This is a genomic window from Pseudomonas sp. NPDC089554, assembly GCF_050280645.1.
Classification (GTDB): Bacteria; Pseudomonadota; Gammaproteobacteria; order Pseudomonadales; family Pseudomonadaceae; genus Aquipseudomonas.
This window is the reverse complement of the sequence record NZ_JBNNVR010000018.1, coordinates 46,167-67,843: the sequence shown is the minus strand read 5'-3', so window position 1 is coordinate 67,843 and position 21,677 is coordinate 46,167. Positions and strand designations below refer to the sequence as shown.

The window sequence follows — 21,677 nt, the reverse complement described above, 5'->3', positions numbered from 1 at the left end:
TGACAACAATAATGACCAAGGAGGCTACATGCGCTGGACCACGCTTGGCGCACACCGTGCGCAACTGGGCGAAGGCCCGTTCTGGGACGCCCCGACCCAGGCGCTGTACTGGGTCGATATCGCCGGGCGCCAGGCGCTGCGTTGGCAGGCTGGGCAGCTGCAAAGCTGGCGCATGCCCGAGCACGTTTCGGCATTCATTCCCACCGAAGCGGGCGACGCCCTGGTGACCTTGAGCAGCGGTGTCTACCGCCTCGACCTGGCATCCGACCCCCTTGCGCCACGCCTGGCCCTGCTGTGCGTCGCCGACCCGCAACCCGGCAACCGCGCCAACGAGGCGCGCTGTGATGCCCAGGGGCGGTTGTGGCTGAGCACCATGCAGAACAACCTGGGCGAGCACGGCGAGGACCTGCCCATCCGCCAGCGCTCCGGTGGGTTGTTCCGTATCGACGCCGACGCCAAGGTCACGCGTCTTCTGCAAGGGCTGGGCATTCCCAACACGTTGCTGTGGAAAGACGACGGTCGCGAGGTGTATTTCGGCGACAGCCTGGACGCCACCCTTTACCGCTACGCGATCGGCACCGATGGCCAGCTCGGCACGCCTGCGGTCTGGCTGGGCGCCCACGAACGCGGCGGGCCGGATGGTTCGGCGATGGACGCCGAGGGGTTTATCTGGAACGCCCGCTGGGATGGCGGCTGCCTGCTGCGCCTGGCCCCGGACGGGCGTGTCGACCGGGTCATCGAGTTGCCAGTCAGCCGTCCTACAAGCTGCGTATTCGGCGGCCCGGACCTGCGCACCCTCTACATCACCAGCGCCGCCAGCCCGCAGGACCTGCCCCTGGATGGCGCCGTGCTGGCCATCGAGGTGGATGTCGCGGGGAAGCCATGTCACCGTTTTGCGGGTTAACTCCCAATATATGGGATGCTTGTCGATATATAGAGATCATGCAATGATCGACAGCGATTCTGACCCGCTGTGAATGCACTCAAGAAAAATAACAAGGAGTTACTCATGAATCGTCGTCGTGGTATCCGTTCGTTCTGTCGTGCCGCCCTTGCCGTCACCGCTGTCAGCCTCAGCACCCTGTCGTTCGCCGAAGAACCCGTGAAGATCGGCTTCCTGGTCAAGCAGGCCGAGGAGCCCTGGTTCCAGACCGAATGGAAATTCGCCGAAAAGGCCGGCCAGGACAAAGGCTTCACCGTGATCAAGATCGCAGTACCCGACGGCGAGAAGACCCTCGCCGCCATCGACAGCCTCGCCGCCAACGGCGCCAAGGGCTTCGTCATCTGCCCGCCTGATGTGTCCTTGGGCCCGGCGATCATGGCCAAGGCCAAGCTCAACAACCTCAAGGTGATCGCCGTCGACGACCGCTTCGTCGATGCCAGCGGCAAGTTCATGGAAGAGGTGCCGTACTTAGGGATGGCCGCTTTCGAGGTGGGCCAGAAGCAGGGCGCGGCCATGGCCGCCGAGGCCAAGAAGCGCGGTTGGGACTGGCAGGAAACCTACGCAGTCATCAACACCTACAACGAGCTCGACACCGGCAAGAAGCGCACCGACGGTTCGGTCAAGGCCCTCGAAGACGCCGGCTTCCCCAAGGACCACATCCTCTACACCGCGCTCAAGACCCTCTACGCCCCGGTAGCATGGATGCCACCAACTCGGCGCTGGTCAAGCTGCCAGGCTCGGCGAAGAACCTGATCATCGGCGGCATGAACGACAACACTGTGCTCGGCGGCGTACGTGCTACTGAAAGCGCAGGCTTCGCTGCGGCCAACGTGATCGGCATCGGCATCAATGGCACCGACGCCATCGGCGAGTTGAAAAAAGCCAACAGCGGCTTCTTCGGCTCCATGCTGCCCAGCCCGCATCTGGAGGGCTACAACACCGCGACCATGATGTTCGAGTGGGTCACCACCGGCAAGGAGCCGCCCAAGTACACCGCCATGGACGATGTCACGCTGATCACCCGCGAGAACTTCAAGCAGGAACTGGAAAAGATCGGCCTCTGGAACTGACCGGCCGGGTGTTTTCCACGGCGGCCATGCAGGCCGCCCGCTTCCTGTGACGAGGTGGTGTATGCACGCAACTACAGAGCATCGGTCTGCCAGCGCTGGCAGCCTGCGTTTCCACGGTATCGGCAAGACCTTTCCGGGCGTGAAGGCCCTCGACGACATCAGCTTCGTCGCCCACCCCGGCCAGGTTCATGCCTTGATGGGCGAGAACGGCGCGGGCAAGTCGACCTTGTTGAAGATCCTCGGCGGCGCCTACGCGCCCAGCAGCGGCCACTTGCAGATCGGCGAGCACAGCCTGGCGTTTCGCTCCACCGCCGAGAGCATCGCCAGCGGGGTGGCGGTGATCCACCAGGAGCTGCACCTGGTGCCGGAAATGACCGTGGCGGAAAACCTCTTCCTCGGCCACCTACCCGCGCGTTTCGGGCTGGTGCGCCGCGGTGCGCTGCGTGAGCGGGCGCTGGCTTGCCTGAAAGGGCTGGCCGACGAGATCGACCCGCAGCAAAAGGTCGGGCGCCTGTCACTGGGCCAGCGGCAACTGGTGGAAATCGCCAAGGCGCTGTCCCGTGGCGCCCATGTGATCGCCTTCGACGAGCCCACCAGCAGTTTGTCTGCCCGCGAGATCGACCGGCTGATGGCGATCATCGAGCGCCTGCGCCAGGAGGGCAAGGTGGTGCTGTACGTCTCCCATCGCATGGAGGAAGTGTTCCGTATCTGCGATGCCGTCACGGTGTTCAAGGATGGCCGCTACGTGCGCACTTTCGAGGACATGAGCCAGCTGAGCCACGACCAGTTGGTCACCTGCATGGTCGGGCGCGATATCCAGGACATCTACCTCTACCGCCCCCGCCCCCACGGCGAGGTGGCGCTGCGCGTCGACGGTCTGATGGGGCCGGGGCTGCGGGCTCCGGTGAGCTTCAGTGTCAGCAAGGGCGAGGTGCTGGGGCTGTTCGGCCTGGTCGGCGCCGGGCGCACCGAGCTGCTGCGCCTTGTCAGCGGCCTGGCGCGCATCGAGGCCGGCAGCCTGACGCTGCTGGGCCAGGCGCTCGAGCTGCGCTCGCCGCGCGATGCGATCCAGGCCGGCATCCTGCTGTGCCCGGAAGACCGCAAGAAGGAAGGCATCATCCCGCTGGCCAGCGTCGCCGAGAACATCAACATCAGTGCACGCGGCGCGCATTCCCGGCTTGGCTGCATCCTGCGCGGGGCTTGGGAAAAAACCAACGCCGACCAGCAGATCAAGGCGTTGCGGGTGAAGACGCCCAACGCTGCGCAGAAAATCATGCACCTCTCCGGCGGCAACCAGCAGAAGGCCATTCTCGGCCGCTGGCTGTCGATGCCGATGAAAGTGCTGCTGCTCGACGAGCCCACCCGCGGCATCGATATCGGCGCCAAGGCCGAGATCTACCAGATCATCCATGACCTGGCCGCCAGCGGCATCGCGGTGATCGTGGTGTCCAGCGACCTGATGGAGGTGATGGGCATTTCCGACCGCATCCTGGTGCTGTGCGAGGGCGCGATGACCGGGGAGCTGAGCCGCGAGCACGCCAACGAACCCAACCTGCTGCACCTGGCCTTGCCTCGCCGTCGCGGCGATGGCGCGCACAACTGAACGAGACTGCCATGACCAGCCAGAACAACGCTTTGCCAATCCAGCGCAAGCCCATGGACCTGCGCAATTTCCTCGACAACTGGGCCATGCTGCTCGCCGCCATCGGCATCTTCCTGCTCTGCGCCCTGGTGATCGACAACTTCCTTTCGCCGCTGAACATGCGCGGTCTTGGCCTGGCCATCTCGACCACGGGCATCGCCGCCTGCACCATGCTGTATTGCCTGGCGTCCGGGCACTTCGACCTGTCGGTCGGCTCGGTGATTGCCTGCGCAGGCGTGGTGGCCGCCGTGGTGATGCGTGACACCGACAGCATGCTGCTGGGCATCGGCGCGGCGCTGGCCATGGGCCTGGTGGTGGGGCTGATCAACGGCATCGTGATCGCCAAGCTGCGGGTTAACGCGCTGATCACCACCTTGGCCACCATGCAGATCGTGCGCGGCCTGGCCTACATCTTCTCGGACGGCAAGGCGGTGGGCGTGTCCCAGGAGTCGTTCTTCGTGTTCGGCAACGGCCAACTGATGGGCGTGCCGGTGCCGATCCTGATCACCATCGTCTGCTTCCTGTTCTTCGGCTGGCTGCTCAACTACACCACCTTCGGGCGCAACACCATGGCCATTGGCGGCAACCAGGAGGCGGCGTTGTTGGCGGGGGTGAACGTCGACCGCACCAAGATCGTCATCTTCGCCGTGCACGGCCTGATCGGCGCATTGGCCGGGGTGATCCTGGCCTCGCGCATGACCTCCGGCCAGCCGATGATCGGCCAGGGTTTCGAGCTGACGGTGATCTCCGCCTGCGTGCTCGGTGGCGTTTCGCTCAGTGGCGGCATCGGCATGATCCGCCATGTCATCGCCGGGGTGCTGATTCTGGCGATCATCGAGAACGCGATGAACCTGAAGAACATCGACACCTTCTACCAGTACGTGATTCGCGGTTCGATCCTGCTGCTGGCGGTGGTGATCGACCGGCTCAAGCAGCGCTGAGCCTGCAGTGCCCATAACAAGAACGACCTACACGGAGTGAAGCGATATGAAGGATGCCCAAGCGACAGCGGTGTACCCCGACCTGAAGGGCCGCACCGTGCTGATTTCCGGCGGCGCCTCGGGAATCGGCGAGGCGATGGTTCGAGCCTTCGCCGCACAAGGCGCCGCTGTCGGCTTCGTCGACCTCGACCGCGAGGCTGGTGAGCGCCTGGCCGACCGTTTGAGCAGCGCGGGGCACAGGGTTGCGTTCGTGCACTGCGACATCACCGACGAGCACGCCTACAAGGCTGCGATCCAGCGTATCGCCGACGCCCTGGGGCCGGTGACGGTGCTGCTGAACAATGCCGCGAACGATGTGCGCCATGGCCTGGAAGAAGTCGACAGCCAGCGCTTCGAGCGCCTGATGGCGGTCAACCTCGGTCATGCCTTCCTCGCTGCCCGCGAGGTGGTGCCGATGATGAAGGCCAGTGGCGGCGGGGCGATCATCAACCTGGGTTCGATCGGCTGGATGATGGCCTCGCCCGGCTACCCGGTGTACGCCGCCAGCAAGGCCGCGGCCCATGGCCTGACCCGGGGCCTGGCGCGCGACCTGGGGCCGCACGGCATTCGTGTGAACACATTGGTGCCGGGCTGGGTGATGACCGAGAAGCAGCTGGCGCTATGGGTGGATGACGAGGCCCGCGAGCTGATCGCCCGCAGCCAGTGCCTGCCGGGCAGTGTGGAGCCGGTGCACATCGCGAATATGGCGCTGTTCCTGGCTTCCGGTGCTTCGGCGATGTGCACGGCGCAGAACTTTATCGTGGACGGTGGGTGGGTTTAGGGGACGGGGCGCCCGGCACCCTCAGTCGGCCTGCTCGTCGCCGGGCCGTTTCCTGCTCAGCTTGACGATCCCGGGTTTGTCGGGCTGGTCTTCAAAGAAGAAGTCGCCGCCCTCAGTCCAACTGTCCTTCATGACCGCCCCTAGGGATTTGTAGTACTGGGCAAGTTCCGAAATGGAATGGATGATCGTCCAGGTATTCTTTCGAACCGCAGCCAGGGGGAAGCTGCCGGGGCGAGCCACCTTGGCGGCAATGCCACCACCCTGGAGGACCTTGTTTTTCTCGTAGTTGCGCATATAGGCGGCAAAGTTGACCTGCGCGCCATGCCTGACCACATTGTACTGTTGAAGCTTGAAGGGCCTATTGGCATCCACGAGTGCAATTTCCTGGTTGATCGCATCGATGATGCTTCTTTCTTCCTTCGATCTCGCGGTGACTGTCCTCGGCCTTCCGCTGCCGCGACAGTCGATCATGTCGTGTGCGTCATAGTCCCCCGTGAACACCCATCGACTCCACTTGTCCTCGTTTTCCTCGTCCTCGTCTTCTTCGTCCTGTTGTTTCAACGCCTCCAGGCTGGACGCCAGTTGATCGACGTCGATTGGGTATATCTCATGTCCCTTACCCGCTTGACCGGTTCGATAGATACCCACCAACCCGGTATCGTCCCAGTGCCCGACATAACCTTCAATGCCTGCCTCACGCACTGAGGCGAATACCGCTTCAGCGCGCTCTTTTGTGTATTTATCGGAAATAGAATCCCACTTGATGGTTTTTTCCAGAATGTCGTGACCCTTTGCCGCAGCTCCTTTTTTCAATGCGTGGAGCGTGGCCGACCCTGCGGCTCTGAACGTGATGGCGAAATTACGTTTTGCCGAGGCCCTTTCTATGGCCGGCATATGTTCCTTCAAGATGAAGTCCCTAGCGACTATTTTCCTCACCTCGTCGTCCAACATAGTCACCCCGTTTCACTCGATGCATGTCGAAGGATAACGACTGGCGCCCGAGGTTTATTCCACAGGAACTGGCATGGAAGTGCGGGGGATGTGAACGGGCTCGGTGCAGTGTCGCAAAAGCCCTATATCGATAATTGCACGGTGCTTTCTGGCCGGCGCCGGTTGACCACCAGTTCATCGATGGCGATCAGCCGCGCGCGGGTGACGTTACGGCTCAGCCCAAGCAGGCTGGCGGTGTGTACCTGGTTGCAATGGCAGAAGCGGTAGGCGGCGCGCAGCAGGCTGCTAAGCCGCTGAGCCTAGTCCTGCTCCAATATCAGTTCGATCATCGCCTTGGCCGCAGGCGAAAGACGATAGCCCGTGCGGGTTACGATCCCGCAGCGCACATTGAGGCTGTCGACATTGTTCGGCAGGTTGCGCAGGTACAACTGCACCAGCTCGCCCCTCGCCAGTTCCTCTTGCAACGCCTCTTGAGTGCCGATGCCGATGGCGTCGCTGCGCTGCACCAGTTCCACCAGCAGGGGGAACTGCTCGCACTCCACATGCGCCGTGAAATCTGCCTTGCCGCTCAGATTCGCCAGCACCTTGCGTGCGCTCGCGGGAATGCGGCTGCCGGCCAGCGGGTAGTCGAACAGGTCGTTGGTCGACAGGCTGTCCTTGGCCAGCAGCGGGTGGCCGGGGCGGCAGAAGAACAGCCCCGCACGTGCCCGCAGCGGCTGGGTCTGCACGCTGGGGTCGTCTTCGAAATGGCGGGTGTCGGCGATGAAGAACTCGATTTCGTCACGCACCAGGCTGCGCTGCAATTGCTCCCAGTTGCTCACCTCGAAACGCGTGTGGATGCGCGGGTAGCGCTGCATGAACACCAGCAACGCCTCCGGCACCAAGCGGGCGGCCAATGCGGGGCCGCAGCCGAAGTGCAGGTCACCGGCATCGAGCTTGTTCATGCGGTTGATTTCATGGCTCAGGTTGCTGGCGCCGTGTACCAGCGACAGGGCGTGCTGCAACACCACCTGGCCCTCTGGGGTGGGGCGCAAGTCCTTGCTGGCGCGGTCCACCAGCACGCAGCCCAGTTCATGTTCCAGGCCTTGGATACTGCGGCTGAAGGCCGGCTGGGTAATGCCCATGGCATCGGCTGCGCGGACGAAACTGCGCTGCTCGTTGAGCGCGATGAAGTAACGGAGTTGGCGTAGATCCATGATGCGCCACCGGCATTGAAAAAGAAGATCCGAGGCATTTCTGCCAGTGCTGGCGCTGGTTTTAAAGGTTGATTGTTATTCCGTCAATTGACGTATTTTTATATTTTTATAGCTTAATTGAATATTAAGAGAGTCCGCCGCCGGAGGGGACCCAGGCTTGCCGTGACTGATGCCTTGTGAGCATTTTTTTCATGCCTATGAGTTATTCGAATAAAAAATTCTTTTAAAAACAATCTATTGAGTTTTCTTATTCGTTTTGGAAATCAATATCTCATTAAAAATTACTTTATGGGATAAGCGGCCAATCCAATGATTGCAACTGCTCTACAGCGGCCCCTGGCAACGGGCGAGGCGCCGTTTTCGCAGTCAAAACACAGCAATCAGGAGTCTTGCCGATGGGCAATGTCCTCAAAGCCGACAACCTCGCAGAAGTGCTCTGGCGCGATTCACGCAAGCCGGGTGAGTTGCGCGACCTTGGGGTCAGCGTGCGTCAGGTCCTGGGTGTGCAGCGCCTGCTGCAGGACGCTGGCAAATCCGTACTGGGCCGGCGCGAAGCGGTTGCGCTTGGCCTGTTCGCCCTGCTCGTGCACGCCGGGGTACTTGCCTGGCTGGCCACTCGGCCCGAGCCGGTCCTGCCGGAAGTACCGGTGCAGATTCCGCCGATGACCATCGAATTCACCAGCGCCGCACCGCCGGTGGTCGAACCGCCGCCACCGGCCCCGGCGCCCGAGCCTGTGGTCGAGCCACCGCCACCGGTGGTCGAGGAACTGGCAGTCAAGCCACCGCCCAAACCGAAACCCAAGCCGCAACCACCGAAGCCAGTGGCCAAGCCCATACCCAAGCCGGTAGAGGCACCGCCCGCGCCACCGCCTGCGGCTCCAGCACCGGTGGCCGAGAAGCCGCCTGTGGATATACCGCCATCGGCCAGCGCCGGTTACCTCAAGAACCCGGCACCCGAGTACCCCCCACTGGCCCAACGGCGCAACTGGGAGGGCACGGTGGTGCTGCGCGTACACGTGCTGGCCAACGGCAAGCCGAGCGATATCCAGGTCGAGCGCAGCAGCGGACGCGAGCTGCTCGATGAGTCGGCCATTCGCGCCGTCAAGCGCTGGAGCTTCGCGCCAGCCAAGCGTGGCGACCAGGCCATCGCTGGCTGGGTTTCGGTACCCCTGGAATTTCGTTTGAACTGAGGCCAGTGAACCCCGGCCCCCGACTTACCCGAGGAATGCATCATGAACCTGCTCGTAGATTCTCCCTTCCAATCGGTCGAACACGCAGTCATCTGGCTGCTGATCGGCTTCTCCGTGGTCACTTGGGGGCTGGCGCTGATCAAGGGCATTCAGTTCGCCCGCCAGCGGCGCCAGGACCGCAAGTTCCAGAAAGGTTTCTGGAGCGCCACCAGCCTCGACAGCGCCGCCGAGCAAAGTGCCGGGCAGCAGGGCGCAGTGGCCCGCGTGGTACAGGTGGGCTTCGCGGCGATCCAGGTACCGGGCGGCCAGCCTGCGGACCTGGCGCAGTCGATCAACCATCAGGACCGCCTCGAGCGGGCATTGCGCCAGCAGATCCAGCGTGAGCGGCGCTCCCTGGAGTCGGGCCTGGCGGTGGTGGCCTCGATCGGCTCCACCTCACCCTTCATCGGCTTGTTCGGCACCGTGTGGGGCATCATGGAAGCCCTCAAAGGCATCAGCGCGGCGGGCAACGCCAGCCTGGAAACCGTGGCCGGCCCCATCGGTGCGGCACTGGTCGCCACCGGCGTCGGCATCGCCGTGGCCGTGCCTGCTGTGCTGGTCTACAACTACTTCCTGCGCCGGCTCAAGCTCACCGCCGCCGACCTCGACGACTTCGCCCACGACTTCTACAGCCTGGCGCAGAAGAGCGCGTTCAAGGTCATCGTCAACCCACATGCCGGCAAGGGCAGTGCCGTGACCGGCAACGCTGGCCTTGCGAAGGAGGCGGTCTGACATGGCCTTCTCGACCCAGGACAGCGACGAAGTTCTTTCCGAAATCAACGTCACGCCGCTGGTGGACGTCATGCTGGTGCTGCTGGTGGTGTTCATCGTCACCGCGCCTTTGCTGACCAACTCGATTCCGATCAACCTGCCCAAGACCGAGGCCGTGGCGCCCGCGGAGCAGAAAGACCCGCTGGTGGTAAGCATCGACGGCGAGGGCAAGCTGTTCATCAACAAGGACGAGATCCAGCCAGATCTACTGGAGAGCAACCTGCAACGGGCCAAGCTCGAGGCCGAGGGCGCCAAGGAGGAATTGCGCGTGCAATTGCAGGCTGACGATGGCGTGAACTATGGCGAGGTGGCGCGCGCCATGGCAGCCATCGAACGTGCCGGTATCACCAAGCTGGCGGTCATCACCGCACGCTGAGTTTTTTGGGGCCGCACCTCTTGGCAGGGGGGCGGCTCTTTTTTATCAAAACCTTTCTTGCCTTCCCCGCTTTATTTCCCCCGTCTACCCGCTATTGCAACTTTCCAAACGATATGAGCCTGCGATCGCATGCGGCGTCGCTTAGATATTTTTCGCAATTAAATTAATGCTCTTGACCCTGCTGATGATGTTTTTCCTTGCAGCGTTTAAATGTGCACAAGCTTATAGCTCGATGTGCTGTTCGTGGGGGAACAGTGTTTCAGCAAAATGCCATGTCGTGGCGTTGTTGTAGTGTTATCAATTGATTTCAAGTAACTGTTTTTTAACGATTTTATAAGTTGGAACAGTGCTTGCTATATCTCTGTCATGGGCACCAGTAAAAGAACAATCAGCTCGCATAAATAATCAACTAGATCATAGGAGTAGGCGCGTGCGTTGGTTATCTTCAGAGGGGAGTGCAGGGGGCATAAAGCCACTGTGGCGGGCAGTCGGTATTGGCACTTTGGTCGGCTGCGGCGGCAACTTTGCCGTGGCCGCAGAAGTGGCGGAAAGTACCGACACCCGGCTAGAAACTGTGGTGGTAAAAGCCCAGAAGCAAAGCGAAGCCCAGCAGGCCGAAGCCAGGCTGGAAGAAGTGGCAGGCAGCACCAGCGTGGTGGACAACGCCGAAGTGGAGAAAGGCCGCACCTCGACGCTCGAGGACGTGCTGGCCTTCCAGCCAGGTGTCATCGCCCAGGCCGCTGGCGGCAACGATGCCATCAAGATTTCCATCCGCGGTTCGGGGGCCAACGCCTCGCCTGGCTACTTCCGCGAGGGGGTCAAGTTCCTCTTCGATGGCCTGGCCCTGACCGGCCCGGGCGGCACGCCTTATGAACTGCTGGAAATGTCCGGAGTGAACTACACCGAAGTGCTGCGCGGGGCCAACGCCTACGACTACACCGCACTGTCGCTCGGTGGCGCCATCAACATGGTCACCCACACCGGCTACACCTCGCCGGGCAACTACGCGCGCTTCGAAGTGGGCAGCTTCGGTTGGCGCAAACAGCAACTGAGCACCGGGGGCGTGGAGGGCAAGGCCGACTACTACATCAGCCTGAGCAATTCCGAACGCGATGGTTACCAGGACTACACCTTCACCAAGGCCAAGGGCGTGGTGTCCAACTTCGGCTACCGCTTCAACTCCAAGCTCGACACACGCCTGATCGTGCGTTACCGCGAGCAGTACCACGAGAACCCCGGCACCCTGACCCGCGCGCAGCTGAAGGACGATTCGTCCCAGGCCAACCTGACCACTGTGGCGCAGCGCGGCGACTCGACCAAGAATGGTTCGATCTGGGTCGGCAGCAAGACCACCTACACCTTCGATGACGACTCCCAGCTGGAGCTGGGGCTGGTCTACCACAACTACCGGCAGATCCTCAGCGAGAAGAGCCTGGTCACGCCCAACCACTGGCAATGGCGCGATTTGAACACCTCGCTGCGCTACCTGCGCAGCGACCAGTGGTTCGGCCACCAGAGCAACACCACCTTCGCCTTCAGCAACACCCTGCACGACCGCGCCGAGGTCAAGACCTACAGCGGCACCACCCGGGCGCTGCTCAAGGACACCCGCTTCAGCGGCTCGTTCGACACCGTGTTCTCGGTCGGCAACGACCTGGAGCTGACCGAGCGCCTGTGGCTGAACAGCGGCCTGTCGCTGGTCAACATCTTCCGCGATGTGGACGTGGAGTTCTCCGATCGCCCCAACGTCAGCCCGTTCCCGCAGCACTACAAGTACGACAACTGGAGCCTCGCGCCACGCCTGGGCCTGCGCTACTACCTCACCCCGGATATCCAGCTGTTCACCAACGTCAGCCGCTCCATCGACCCGCCCAGTGCCTGGTCGATCTCACCGTCCGGCCCCACCAACAACTACACCAAGACCCTGGTGGAGCAGAAGGCCAACACCTTCGAAGTGGGTATCCGCGGCTCCCACGGCATCTACAAGGGCAGCCTGGCCTTGTATCGCTCGTGGGTGCACAACGAGCTGCTCAACGTCGAGGTGATTCCCGCCGCTGGCCTGAACCCGGCGGTGACCTCCACCAACAACGCCAGCCCGACCATTCACCAAGGTGTCGAGGCGGGGCTGGATGTAGAGCTGTGGCAGAACGGCAATGGCGACAACCTGGTGCTGCGCCAGGCCTACACCCTGAACGATTTCTACTACCGCAACGACGACACCTTCCACGCCAACGAACTGCCTGGCCTGCCCAAGCATATCTACCAGGCGGAGCTTAAGTACCAGCACGCCAGTGGCTTCTACGCCGGGGTGGATGTGCGCAGCGCATCGAGCACCCCGGTGGACTATGCCAACAGCTTCAACGCCCCGTCCTACGTGGTCTGGGGCGCGAAGATCGGCTACGAGGCGCCGGGGCAACGCTGGCAGGTGTTCCTCGACCTGAGAAACCTCACCGACGAGGACTACGCCACCGCGGTGCTGCCGACCTACAACGCCCAGGGCCGCGATGCTTCGTCGCTGTACGCCGGCGACGGCTTCGGCGCCTTCACCGGCGTGGCGTTTCGCTTCTGACCTTGCGGCGGCGCGGGGTTGCGCCGCCGTTCACCCGCTTCATCAGGAAAATGCGTCATGCAACGAATCGTAAGTGGAGTTTCGCGCAAGGTGGTCGGCGGGCTGGTTGCCGTGCTGGGGGGCTTGCTGCTGGCCGGCTGCTCGCCCAGCGAGGCACCCAAGGCGGCCTCGAGCGGCGCACAAGCAGTGGTGGTCGATGGCGTGCTCAGCTACCCGGCCAGCGACTACCAAGAGCAGGCACCCGGCAAGCCCGGCGGCACCTTGCGCGCCTCGGTCACCCTGGATACCGGCACCTTCGACGTGCACGCCATTTCTCACGGCAACGTGCAGTGGCTGGGGCGCATCCTCTACGACGGGTTGGTCTACCAGGACGAGCAGGGCGCCATTTCACCCTGGCTGGCCAAGGCCTGGGAAATTTCCACCGACGGCACCGTCTACACCTTCCACCTGCGCGATGACGTCACCTTCAGCGACGGCACCCGGTTCAACGCCGAGGCGGTGCGGGTGAACCTCGAGCACATGCGCGACCCGGCCACCAAGTCACCGCTGGCGGCGGCCTACATCGCCCCCTACCTGCGCGGCCGGGTGGTCGACGAGTACACCTTCGAGGCGACCCTGCGCGAGCCTTACTCGGCGTTTCTCGACGTGCTGGCGCAGTCCTGGTTGAGCATGATCTCGCCCAAACAGATTCTCGAAGACCCCAAGTCCATCGCCGAAAAACCCATCGGCAGTGGCCCCTTCGTGCTGCACAGCTACACCCGCGAGCAGGGCGCAAGCTTCGTGCGCCGCGAGGACTACCACTGGGCACCACCCGTTACTCGTCACCAGGGCCCGGCCTACCTCGAACGCATCGAGCTGGCCTTCGTGCCGGAGTCGATGATCCGCTACAGCTCGCTGCTTGCCGGCCAGCACGACTTCACCCTGGATGCGCCCACGCAGAATGCCGCTGCGATCCGTGCCAACCCCGAGCTGGTGCTGCACAGCCGCATCCGCAAGGGCAACCCGTTTCGCAGCGTGACCTTCAATGCCGAGCGTTTCCCGTTCGATGACGTGCGGGTGCGCAAGGCGCTGACCCAGGCCATCGATCGCGAAGGCCTGGCCTGGGTCAGCGGTTTTGGTGAGTACCAGGCCAAGAGCGACTTCCTGGCGATCAACACGCGCTTCTACGACCCCTCCTTCACTGATGCCTTGAAGTACGACCCGCAGGCGGCCGCACGCCTGCTCGACGAAGCCGGCTGGAGCGCGCGTGATGCCGATGGCATTCGCATAAAGGACGGCCAGCGCTTGAGCGTGAGCCTGTTGATGAGCGAAAACCCGGCGTTCCCCAGCAGCGTTGCCGTGGCGATCCAGTCCGATGCGCGCAAGCTCGGCATGCAGATCGACCTGAACGTGTTGCCCCTGGTGCAGACCACCGAGCGCCGGTATGCCGGCGACTATCAATTGCTCGGCGGCGGCTACTGGCACAGCAACACCCCGGACGGGCTGTTCATGCTCTACCACAGCGCGTCGATTCCCACCGACAAGCTGCTGGGGCAGAACGTCGGGCGCCTGCGCGACGAAACCCTCGACCGCCTGCTCAGTGACGCGCGCCGCAGCGTCGACCCGGTGCGCCTGCAACAGCTCTATTCGCAGGCCCAGCAGCGCCTGACCGAACTGGTGCCGGCCGCGCCTTCCTACGAAAGCCACCACATCGTCGCGCACCACGCCTATGTGAAGGGGTTGATCTTCGACACCTCGCACAACACCCCGTTCTTCACCAGCGTATGGCTGGACAAGGAGCAGCCATGAGCCTCCTGCAACCTGTGCTTTGGCGGCTGCTGTCCGGGGTGTTGGTGCTCTGGGGCGCAGCGACCCTGACTTTCGTCGGCCTGAACCTCACCGGCGGTGACCCGGCGCTGGCCATTCTCGGCGGCCCGGAGGCCATGCCCACGCCGCAGGTGCTGGCGCAGGTGCGCCAGGAGTACGGCCTCGACCAACCCTTGCTGGTGCAGTACGGCCAGTACCTGGGGCGGTTGGCCCAGGGCGATCTGGGCGAGTCCTATCGCCTGCGTATTCCGGTCACCCGGGCCATCGGCGAGCACCTGGGCGCGACCTTGCAGCTGGCGTTTCTCGCCGCCTTGCTGGCGGTGCTGCTGGCCATCGTCGTGGCCGTGCTCACGGCGCGGCGCGGGCGTTGGGTCGGTTCGCTGTCGTCGGGTAGCGAGCTGGTGCTGTCGTCGATGCCGTCGTTCGTGCTCGGTATCCTGCTGCTGCTGGTGTTTTCCTTCCAACTGCGCCTGCTGCCGCCGAGCGGCTCCAGCGGCTGGCGCACCCTGGTGCTGCCGACCCTGACCCTGGCGCTGCCGCTCGCGGCGGTGTTGACCCAGGTGCTGCGCCAGGAGCTCGAAGAAATCCTCGAACAGCCCTTCATCATGATGGCCCGCGCCCGCGGCCTGACCGAGGCCGGTGTGCGTCTGGGCCACGCCCTGCGCCATGCGTTGATTCCGCTGGTGACCTTGTCCGGTTTCATCCTCGCCAGCCTGCTCGGCGGTGCGGTGATCACCGAGACCCTGTTCGCCCGCCAGGGCGTCGGCCGGCTGATGCTCGAGGCGGCCAATACCAAGGACGTGCCCATGGTGCTCGGCATCACCCTGCTGGCGGCGCTGATCTATGTGCTGGTCAACCTCGTCGTCGACCTGCTGCTGCCGCTGATCGACCCCAGGGTGAACCCACGATGAGCATGAACAGCGAGACCGCCCTGGTCTATCTGCGCGCCTTGTTCGACGAGGACAGCGCCCCGCCAGCCCTGCAACTTTCCGCTACCCGCAAGGACTCCGAGATGATCTTCAGCCAAGCCGATACGCCCCCTGTGGCGCTCGATGAGCCGGTCGCAGCGCCCAGTGATGCGCAGCTGCTGGCCATCTTCCAGCCGGTCTTCGACCGCATCGCCGAGGGCGCCATCGACCGTGAACAGCACCGAGAGCTGCCTTACGACGCCGTGAACTGGCTGCGCGAGGCAGGCTTCGCTCGCTTGCGCGTGCCGCAGCGCCATGGCGGCTTCGGTGTCAGCCTGGAGCAGCTATTCCTGCTGGTCAGCCGCTTGGCCGAGGCCGACTCCAACCTACCGCAGATTTTCCGCGCGCACCTGGGCTTCGTCGAAGGCCGCCTCAACGACGAGGACGAGCAGGGCAATGCCCGCTGGTTCCAGCACGTGGTCAACGGTGAGCTGTTCGGCGCGGCGATGGCCGAGCGCACCGAGACCACTGGCAACAGCGTCAACCTGAGCGAGCACGGCGAAGGCTGGCGGCTGGACGGCGAGAAGTACTACTGCACCGGCACCCTCTACGCCGACTGGATCGCCGTCTCGGCCAACCAGGGCGAGGAGCACGTGGCCATCGCCGTGCCCACCACCGCGCCCGGGGTTACTCGCCTGGATGACTGGGACGGCTTCGGCCAGCGCCTGACCGCCAGCGGTACCACACGCTTCGAGCAGGTCGACGTCGACAGCGCGCAGGTCTTCCGCCGCTTCAAGCTCGGCGAGGGGCGCAGCGATTCCTACATCAGCGCCTTCTACCAACAGGTACACCTGGCGACCCTGGCTGGCATTGCCCGTGCCGTGCAGCGCGACGCCATCGCCTTCGTCCAAGGCCGCACGCGCACCTTCGGCATTCCCGGGCAGTCCAGCCCCCGTCACGACCCCCTGGTGCAGCGTGTGGTCGGGCGCCTGGCGAGCCTGGCCTTTGCCAGCGAGGCGCTGGTCGAGAAGGTTTCGCGCAACCTCGACCAACTGTGGCAGGCCTGGCGCGCAGGCATGGCCACGCCGGAGCAGTACGCCGAGGCCGACATCCATACCTTCCAGGCGCAGCAGGTGGTCATCGGCCAGGTGCTCGAGGCCACGACCTTGCTGTTCGAGGTCGGTGGCGCCTCGGCCGCCAGCGCCGCGCGCCGCCTCGACCGGCACTGGCGCAACGCCCGCACGCTGGCCTCGCACAACCCGGCGATTCTGCGCGAGGCCTACCTGGGCGACTACTACCTCAATGGCACCGTGCCGAGCAAAGCCTGGGCCGAGCGCTTCGCCGAGGCCAAGGCCAAGGACTCGGCGCAACAGGCACAGCCCGCCGTCAACGAAGGAGACCTGGCATGAGCACTGGCAAGCGGCAGATGAGCATCGGCATGAACATCCTCGGCTTCGGCGCGCATTCCGCTGCCTGGCGCGAGGCTGAGGCGCCCGCCAAGGCGTTGACCGACCTTGCCTACTTCACCGAGATCGCCAAGGTGTCCGAGCGCGGCACCCTGGATGCGATCTTCCTGGCCGATGGCCCGGCGCTGGCGGGGGATGTCGCGCAGCAACCTTCGGGGCGCCTGGAGCCGACCGTGCTGCTGACGGCCATCGCCTTGGCCACCCGCCATATCGGGGTGATCGCCACCGCCTCGAGCACCTTCAACGACCCCTACAACCTGGCGCGGCGCCTGGCCTCGGTGGACCACCTCAGCGGTGGGCGCGCGGCCTGGAACGTGGTCACCACCTACAACGACGCCGCCGCGCAGAACTTCGGCCAGGCCGGTTCCGCGCTGCATGCCGAGCGCTATGGGCGGGCCGAGGAATTCGTCGAGGTGGTGCGCAAACTCTGGGACAGCTGGGAAGACGACGCCATCGTCGGCGACGTGGCCGCAGGGTTTTTCGCCGACCCGGCCAAGGTGCACACCATCGACCATGTCGGCGCGCACTTCTCGGTACGTGGCCCACTCAACGTGCCGCGCTCGCCGCAGGGGCGGCCGGTGATCGTCCAGGCCGGTTCGTCCGAGGGCGGCAAGACCCTGGGCTCGCGCTACGCCGATGCCATTTTCACCACCCAGACCACCTTGGCCGACGGCCAGGCGTTCTACCAGGAGATGAAGCAGCGCGCCCGCGCCTGGGGCCGTGACCCCGAGCAGCTGAAGATCATGCCGGGGCTGTCCACGGTGATCGGCAGCACCGAGGCCGAGGCCCAGGCACGTTTCGACCGGCTCAACGCCTACCTGGGCGATAACACCCTGGCCCAGCAGATTGCCTTTCGCATTGGCATCCCGCTGGCCGAACTCGACCTGGACGCCGAGCTGCCCTGGCAGCGCATCGGCCCGGTCAGCGAGTTCAAGGGCTCCCATGGCTTCCTCGAAGCACAGCTGAACCTGGCGCGCCGCGAGAGGCTCAGCGTGCGCGAGCTGTCCCGGCGCATCCTGGTCGGCCATCGGCTGCTGGTCGGTACGCCGGAGCAGGTCGCGGACACCCTCGAGCAGTGGTTCCTGGCCGGCGCCGCCGACGGCTTCAACATCATGCCGGACATGTTCCCCTCCGGGGTCGAGGTGTTCGTCGACGAGGTGGTGCCGCTGCTGCGCAAGCGTGGGGTGTTCCGCCACGAATACACCGGCACCACCCTGCGCGAGCACCTGGGGCTGGCGTATCCGCGCAGCCAGTACCAACGCCACCCGCACGCCGCCTCGGCCTGAACCGACCCCGACAACCGCCCTTGCGTGAGAACCCACCCATGAAATACCGCCCACTCGGCAACAGCGACATCCAGGTCAGTGTCATCGGTCTCGGCACCATGACCTGGGGGCACCAGAACAGCGAACGCGATGCCCACCACCAACTCGACTATGCGCTGTCCCAGGGCGTCAACCTGGTGGACACCGCCGAGATGTACCCCACGCCCACCCGTGGCGACACCTGGGGCAGCACCGAGCGCTTCATCGGCACCTGGCTGGCCAAAAGCAAACGCCGCCAGGACATCGTGCTGGCCAGCAAGGCCGTAGGCCCGGCCCGTACCCCGGCGCAGCAGCACATTCGCGATGGCCGCTCGCGCCACGATGCGAAGAACCTGCGGGCCGCGCTGCTGGGCAGCCTGGACCGCCTGCAAACCGATTACCTGGACCTCTACCAACTGCACTGGCCGGACCGCAGCACCAATTTCTTCGGCCTGCGTGACTACCCCTGGGTCGAGGACGAGGAAAGCGTAGCTATCGAAGAAACGCTGGCGGCCCTGGCCGAGCTGGTCAAGGAAGGCTTGGTGCGTCATGTGGGTGTGTCCAACGAAACGCCCTGGGGCGTGGCGCAGTTCCTCAAGGCCGCCGAGCGCCAGGGCTTGCCACGCATCGTCAGCATCCAGAACCCCTACAGCCTGCTCAACCGGCTGTATGAGGTCGGCCTGGCCGAGTTCAGCCACCGTGAAGGCGTGGGGCTGCTGGCCTATTCGCCGATCGCCTTCGGCGTGCTCAGCGGCAAGTACCTCGACGGCGCACAGCCCGCCGGTGCACGGCTGTCGGAGGGTTCGCCCTATGGCCGCTTCGCCCGTTACACCAGCGAGCAATCGCAGCAGGCAGTACGCGCCTATGTGGAACTGGCGCGCAGCCGCAGCGTTTCACCGGCGCAGTTGGCACTGGCCTTCGTCGCCAGCCGGCCCTTCGTCAGCAGTGCGCTGAGCGGCGCCACCAGCCTTGCGCAGTTGCAGGAGAACCTGGGCAGCCTGGCGTTGCCCCTGGACGACGAGCTGCTGGCAGCGCTGGACGCCATTCATGCGCGCCTGCCCAACCCGGCGCCTTGAGCCAGTGGAGAAGCCTGCGATGAGTCTTTCTTCTTCCGATGCGCTCAACGGCCTGCGCCCCAGCGCCCGGCTGCGTTTGCCGGGCTGGTCGCTGCTGGCCCTGCGCCGCCCTGGGTTGCTGCTGGCCGGGCTGTTCGTGGCGCTGCTGGTGCTGGCCAGCTGCGAGCCGAGTTGGCTGGTGCACAGCGACCCGCTGGCTGCCAGCGCCCGCGATGCCTTCCGTGCGCCCAGCGCGGCACATTGGTTGGGCACCGACGAGAATGGCCGCGATGTGCTGGCGCGCTTGGTGCACGGCGCCCGCGCATCGTTGCTGATGGGCGTTGCGGCCACGCTTATCGCCTTGCTCGGCGGGGCGCTGCTGGGGTTAGCCGCAGGCCTTGGCCAGCGCTGGCTGGATGCGACGATCATGCGTTTCATCGATGTGCTGCTGGCCTTTCCCGACCTGCTGCTGGCGCTGCTGATCATCACCTTCTGGGGCCAAGGCCTGCTCAACGCGGTGATCGCCATCGGCATCGCCGGCATCCCGCGTTTCGCCCGCATGGTGCGCGCGCAAACCCTGGTGGTGCGCCGTGCACCTTATGTCGAGGCGGCACTGACCCTGGGCCTGTCACGGGGGCGGGTGACCCTGCTTCACGTACTGCCCAACGCGGTCAAGCCGATCCTGATCCTGGCCACCATCAGCGTCGGCGGCAATATCGCCGCTGGCGCTTCGTTGAGTTTCCTGGGCTTTGGCGCAGCACCACCGGCGTCGGAGTGGGGCGCCATGCTGTCGGTGGGGCGCAACTTCCTGGCCAACGCCTGGTGGCTGGTGGCCGCGCCCGGCATCGCCGTGACCCTCACCGTGGTGGCCATCACCGCACTGGGCCGCGCCCTGCTGCGTCATAGCGAGGGCAAGGCAACATGAGCGAATCGATTGACGAAACCCGTCCGCTGATCGAGGTCAGCGACCTGCACGTGGGCTTCGCTGGGGCCGCACCGGTGGTCAAGGGCGTGTCCCTGCAGCTGTACCGGGGCGAGTGCCTGGCGCTGGTCGGCGAGTCCGGCTCGGGCAAGAGCGTCACCTCGCGCACCTTGGTCGGCCTGGCCGGGCAGGGCGCGCGGGTCCAGGCCGCGCGCTTGCGTTTCGACCAGCACGACCTGCTCAGTTGCCGCGCCCGCGACTGGCAGGGCATCCGCGGTGGGCGTATCGGCTTCGTCATGCAGGATGCCCTCGGCTCGCTCGACCCGCTGCGCCCGGTAGGCCGCGAGATCGACGAAGCGCTGCGCCTGCACACCCGGCTGAACCGCGAGCAACGTGAGGCGCGGGTCATCGAGCTGTTGCGATCGGTGGGGGTGCCGCAGCCAGAGCTGCGTGCCCGTCAGTACCCGCACCAGCTGTCCGGCGGCCTGCGCCAGCGTGCCCTGATCGCCTCGGCGATTGCCTGCGAGCCGGACCTGCTGATCGCCGACGAACCGACCACGGCGCTGGACGCCACGGTGCAGGCCCAGGTGATGGACCTGCTGGAATCGCTGCGCAGCAGCGAGCGGGCGATGCTGGTGGTCAGCCACGACATGGCCGTGGTGTCGCGCCTGGCCGACCGTGTGGCGGTGATGCGCAATGGCGAGATCATCGAGCAGGGGCCGGTTGGGCAGGTGCTGTATGCACCGCGCGAGGCCTATACCAAGTCCCTTCTGCGCGCTGCGGCGGCGGTGCACGTGCGCCGCGACCCTGCGCTGAGCAGCGACAACAGCGATGCCTTCGCCGAGCGACCCACCGTGGTCGAGGCGCGTGGCCTGAGCAAGCGTTTCGTCGGCCCCGACGGCCAGTCGCGCACGGTGGTCGAGCCCACCTCGTTCAGCCTGCGCGCTGGCGAGACCCTGGGCATCGTCGGTGAGTCCGGTTCGGGCAAGACCACCCTGACGCGCATGCTGCTGGCGCTGGAGCGACCCGACAGCGGCCAGGTGCTGCTGCGAGGCCAGCTCTGGCACAGCCTGTCGGGCGCCCAGCAGCGCCTCGAGCGCAGGCGTATCCAGGTGGTGTTCCAGGACCCGCTGAGTTCGTTCGACCCGCGCTACACCGTGCAGCGCGTGCTCGACGAAGCCCTGGCCGTGGCCGGTGTGCCCCGTGGCGAAGCGCGCCGCCTGCGCGCCGAGGCGCTGCTGCGCCTGGTGCAGCTCGACCCGGCGCTGCTGACGCGACGGCCAATCGAGTTGTCCGGCGGCATGCGCCAGCGCATCGCCATTGCCCGCGCGCTGGCCGCCGAGCCGCAGGTGTTGGTGTGCGATGAGCCGGTGTCGGCGCTGGATGTCTCGGTGCAGGCGCAGATTCTCCAACTGCTCGCGCAGCTCAAGCAGCGCCTGGGCCTGGCTTGCCTGTTCATCTCCCACGACCTGGGCGTGGTGCAGCAGGTCAGCGACCGCGTGCTGGTGATGAAGGACGGCGCGGTGGTGGAGAGCGGCCCGGTGCGCGAGGTGTTCGCCCGGCCCCAGCACGCCTACACCCGCACGCTGCTGGCGGCGATCCCGTTCCTGTACATCCACGAGGAGCGCGGGGTCCGCGTCGATGCGATCGCCCATTGAGCGGCGTCGGCTGCCCAGACATGACCATGAGAAAGAAACTAAGACCGGGG

17 protein-coding genes and 2 pseudogenes are annotated in these 21,677 nt (G+C 64.9%); 16 read left to right on the top strand and 3 right to left on the bottom strand.

What is annotated here, in order from left to right:
* Positions 1-28: 28 nt before the first annotated feature.
* From ACQKPE_RS08360 to ACQKPE_RS08340, 5 genes and pseudogenes are all read left to right on the top strand, one after another.
* On the top strand, positions 29-904 hold the full coding sequence (locus tag ACQKPE_RS08360) for an SMP-30/gluconolactonase/LRE family protein (RefSeq protein WP_427664847.1): 876 nt from the start codon (positions 29-31) through the stop codon (positions 902-904).
* 105 nt (positions 905-1,009) lie between these two features.
* Positions 1,010-2,013 (top strand): annotated as a pseudogene (locus ACQKPE_RS08355) (substrate-binding domain-containing protein).
* 61 nt (positions 2,014-2,074) lie between these two features.
* Entirely contained in the window at positions 2,075-3,616 is a 1,542-nt protein-coding gene (araG, locus tag ACQKPE_RS08350; protein ID WP_427664845.1) for an L-arabinose ABC transporter ATP-binding protein AraG, read from the top strand.
* 11 nt (positions 3,617-3,627) lie between these two features.
* Positions 3,628-4,596 (top strand): L-arabinose ABC transporter permease AraH, encoded by a 969-nt coding sequence (gene araH, locus ACQKPE_RS08345; RefSeq protein ID WP_375098280.1) that lies wholly within the window; start codon positions 3,628-3,630, stop codon positions 4,594-4,596.
* 46 nt (positions 4,597-4,642) lie between these two features.
* Positions 4,643-5,416, top strand: a complete 774-nt coding sequence (locus ACQKPE_RS08340; RefSeq protein WP_427664843.1) for an SDR family NAD(P)-dependent oxidoreductase — start codon at positions 4,643-4,645, stop codon at positions 5,414-5,416.
* 21 nt (positions 5,417-5,437) lie between these two features.
* Here ACQKPE_RS08340 and ACQKPE_RS08335 read toward each other — a convergent pair whose 3' ends face one another.
* The 3 genes and pseudogenes from ACQKPE_RS08335 to ACQKPE_RS08325 all read right to left on the bottom strand — a co-directional run bounded on the left by ACQKPE_RS08335 (position 5,438) and on the right by ACQKPE_RS08325 (position 7,563).
* A complete protein-coding gene (locus ACQKPE_RS08335) occupies positions 5,438-6,322 on the bottom strand; it encodes a hypothetical protein (RefSeq protein WP_427664841.1) in 885 nt (294 codons plus the stop codon).
* Positions 6,323-6,489: 167 nt separating this feature from the next.
* Positions 6,490-6,651 (bottom strand): annotated as a pseudogene (locus ACQKPE_RS08330) (sigma-54-dependent Fis family transcriptional regulator); the annotation flags it as partial.
* A 15-nt stretch (positions 6,652-6,666) separates the two neighbouring features.
* Entirely contained in the window at positions 6,667-7,563 is an 897-nt protein-coding gene (locus tag ACQKPE_RS08325) for a LysR family transcriptional regulator (protein WP_427664839.1), read from the bottom strand.
* Positions 7,564-7,958: 395 nt separating this feature from the next.
* Between ACQKPE_RS08325 and ACQKPE_RS08320 the strand changes: the two genes are divergently transcribed.
* The 11 genes from ACQKPE_RS08320 (at position 7,959) to ACQKPE_RS08270 (ending at position 21,627) form a co-directional block, all read left to right on the top strand.
* Positions 7,959-8,753: an energy transducer TonB gene (locus tag ACQKPE_RS08320; protein WP_427664837.1), complete on the top strand. Its 795-nt coding sequence runs from the start codon at positions 7,959-7,961 to the stop codon at positions 8,751-8,753.
* Positions 8,754-8,795: 42 nt separating this feature from the next.
* Complete coding sequence (locus tag ACQKPE_RS08315; RefSeq protein WP_427664835.1) at positions 8,796-9,524, top strand: MotA/TolQ/ExbB proton channel family protein; 729 nt, start codon at positions 8,796-8,798, stop codon at positions 9,522-9,524.
* A gap of 1 nt (position 9,525) precedes the next feature.
* A complete protein-coding gene (locus tag ACQKPE_RS08310; protein WP_427664833.1) occupies positions 9,526-9,939 on the top strand; it encodes an ExbD/TolR family protein in 414 nt (137 codons plus the stop codon).
* Positions 9,940-10,516: 577 nt separating this feature from the next.
* On the top strand, positions 10,517-12,508 hold the full coding sequence (locus tag ACQKPE_RS08305) for a TonB-dependent receptor family protein (RefSeq protein ID WP_427664831.1): 1,992 nt from the start codon (positions 10,517-10,519) through the stop codon (positions 12,506-12,508).
* A 57-nt stretch (positions 12,509-12,565) separates the two neighbouring features.
* On the top strand, positions 12,566-14,296 hold the full coding sequence (locus ACQKPE_RS08300; RefSeq protein WP_427664830.1) for an ABC transporter substrate-binding protein: 1,731 nt from the start codon (positions 12,566-12,568) through the stop codon (positions 14,294-14,296).
* Entirely contained in the window at positions 14,293-15,225 is a 933-nt protein-coding gene (locus tag ACQKPE_RS08295) for an ABC transporter permease (RefSeq protein WP_427664828.1), read from the top strand. The genes ACQKPE_RS08300 and ACQKPE_RS08295 overlap by 4 nt, the downstream gene beginning before the upstream one ends.
* A complete protein-coding gene (locus tag ACQKPE_RS08290) occupies positions 15,222-16,631 on the top strand; it encodes an acyl-CoA dehydrogenase family protein (RefSeq protein WP_427664827.1) in 1,410 nt (469 codons plus the stop codon). Before ACQKPE_RS08295 ends, ACQKPE_RS08290 begins: the two co-directional genes overlap by 4 nt.
* Entirely contained in the window at positions 16,628-17,974 is a 1,347-nt protein-coding gene (locus tag ACQKPE_RS08285; RefSeq protein WP_427664825.1) for an LLM class flavin-dependent oxidoreductase, read from the top strand. Before ACQKPE_RS08290 ends, ACQKPE_RS08285 begins: the two co-directional genes overlap by 4 nt.
* A gap of 38 nt (positions 17,975-18,012) precedes the next feature.
* Positions 18,013-19,068, top strand: coding sequence for an NADP(H)-dependent aldo-keto reductase (locus ACQKPE_RS08280; RefSeq protein ID WP_427664824.1), 1,056 nt, complete (start codon positions 18,013-18,015; stop codon positions 19,066-19,068).
* A gap of 19 nt (positions 19,069-19,087) precedes the next feature.
* Positions 19,088-19,972: an ABC transporter permease gene (locus tag ACQKPE_RS08275; RefSeq protein WP_427664822.1), complete on the top strand. Its 885-nt coding sequence runs from the start codon at positions 19,088-19,090 to the stop codon at positions 19,970-19,972.
* Entirely contained in the window at positions 19,969-21,627 is a 1,659-nt protein-coding gene (locus ACQKPE_RS08270) for a dipeptide ABC transporter ATP-binding protein (protein ID WP_427664820.1), read from the top strand. The genes ACQKPE_RS08275 and ACQKPE_RS08270 overlap by 4 nt, the downstream gene beginning before the upstream one ends.
* The last annotated feature ends 50 nt before the right edge of the window (positions 21,628-21,677 follow it).

What these genes read in the sequence shown, in the direction of transcription:
- ACQKPE_RS08360 (WP_427664847.1), top strand. Translation starts at nt 29, where the DNA reads ATGCGCTGGACCACGCTTGGCGCACACCGTGCGCAACTGGGCGAAGGC.
- araG (WP_427664845.1), top strand. Translation starts at nt 2,075, where the DNA reads ATGCACGCAACTACAGAGCATCGGTCTGCCAGCGCTGGCAGCCTGCGT.
- araH (WP_375098280.1), top strand. Translation starts at nt 3,628, where the DNA reads ATGACCAGCCAGAACAACGCTTTGCCAATCCAGCGCAAGCCCATGGAC.
- ACQKPE_RS08340 (WP_427664843.1), top strand. Translation starts at nt 4,643, where the DNA reads ATGAAGGATGCCCAAGCGACAGCGGTGTACCCCGACCTGAAGGGCCGC.
- ACQKPE_RS08325 (WP_427664839.1), bottom strand. Translation starts at nt 7,563, where the DNA reads ATGGATCTACGCCAACTCCGTTACTTCATCGCGCTCAACGAGCAGCGC.
- ACQKPE_RS08320 (WP_427664837.1), top strand. Translation starts at nt 7,959, where the DNA reads ATGGGCAATGTCCTCAAAGCCGACAACCTCGCAGAAGTGCTCTGGCGC.
- ACQKPE_RS08315 (WP_427664835.1), top strand. Translation starts at nt 8,796, where the DNA reads ATGAACCTGCTCGTAGATTCTCCCTTCCAATCGGTCGAACACGCAGTC.
- ACQKPE_RS08310 (WP_427664833.1), top strand. Translation starts at nt 9,526, where the DNA reads ATGGCCTTCTCGACCCAGGACAGCGACGAAGTTCTTTCCGAAATCAAC.
- ACQKPE_RS08300 (WP_427664830.1), top strand. Translation starts at nt 12,566, where the DNA reads ATGCAACGAATCGTAAGTGGAGTTTCGCGCAAGGTGGTCGGCGGGCTG.
- ACQKPE_RS08295 (WP_427664828.1), top strand. Translation starts at nt 14,293, where the DNA reads ATGAGCCTCCTGCAACCTGTGCTTTGGCGGCTGCTGTCCGGGGTGTTG.
- ACQKPE_RS08290 (WP_427664827.1), top strand. Translation starts at nt 15,222, where the DNA reads ATGAGCATGAACAGCGAGACCGCCCTGGTCTATCTGCGCGCCTTGTTC.
- ACQKPE_RS08285 (WP_427664825.1), top strand. Translation starts at nt 16,628, where the DNA reads ATGAGCACTGGCAAGCGGCAGATGAGCATCGGCATGAACATCCTCGGC.
- ACQKPE_RS08280 (WP_427664824.1), top strand. Translation starts at nt 18,013, where the DNA reads ATGAAATACCGCCCACTCGGCAACAGCGACATCCAGGTCAGTGTCATC.
- ACQKPE_RS08275 (WP_427664822.1), top strand. Translation starts at nt 19,088, where the DNA reads ATGAGTCTTTCTTCTTCCGATGCGCTCAACGGCCTGCGCCCCAGCGCC.
- ACQKPE_RS08270 (WP_427664820.1), top strand. Translation starts at nt 19,969, where the DNA reads ATGAGCGAATCGATTGACGAAACCCGTCCGCTGATCGAGGTCAGCGAC.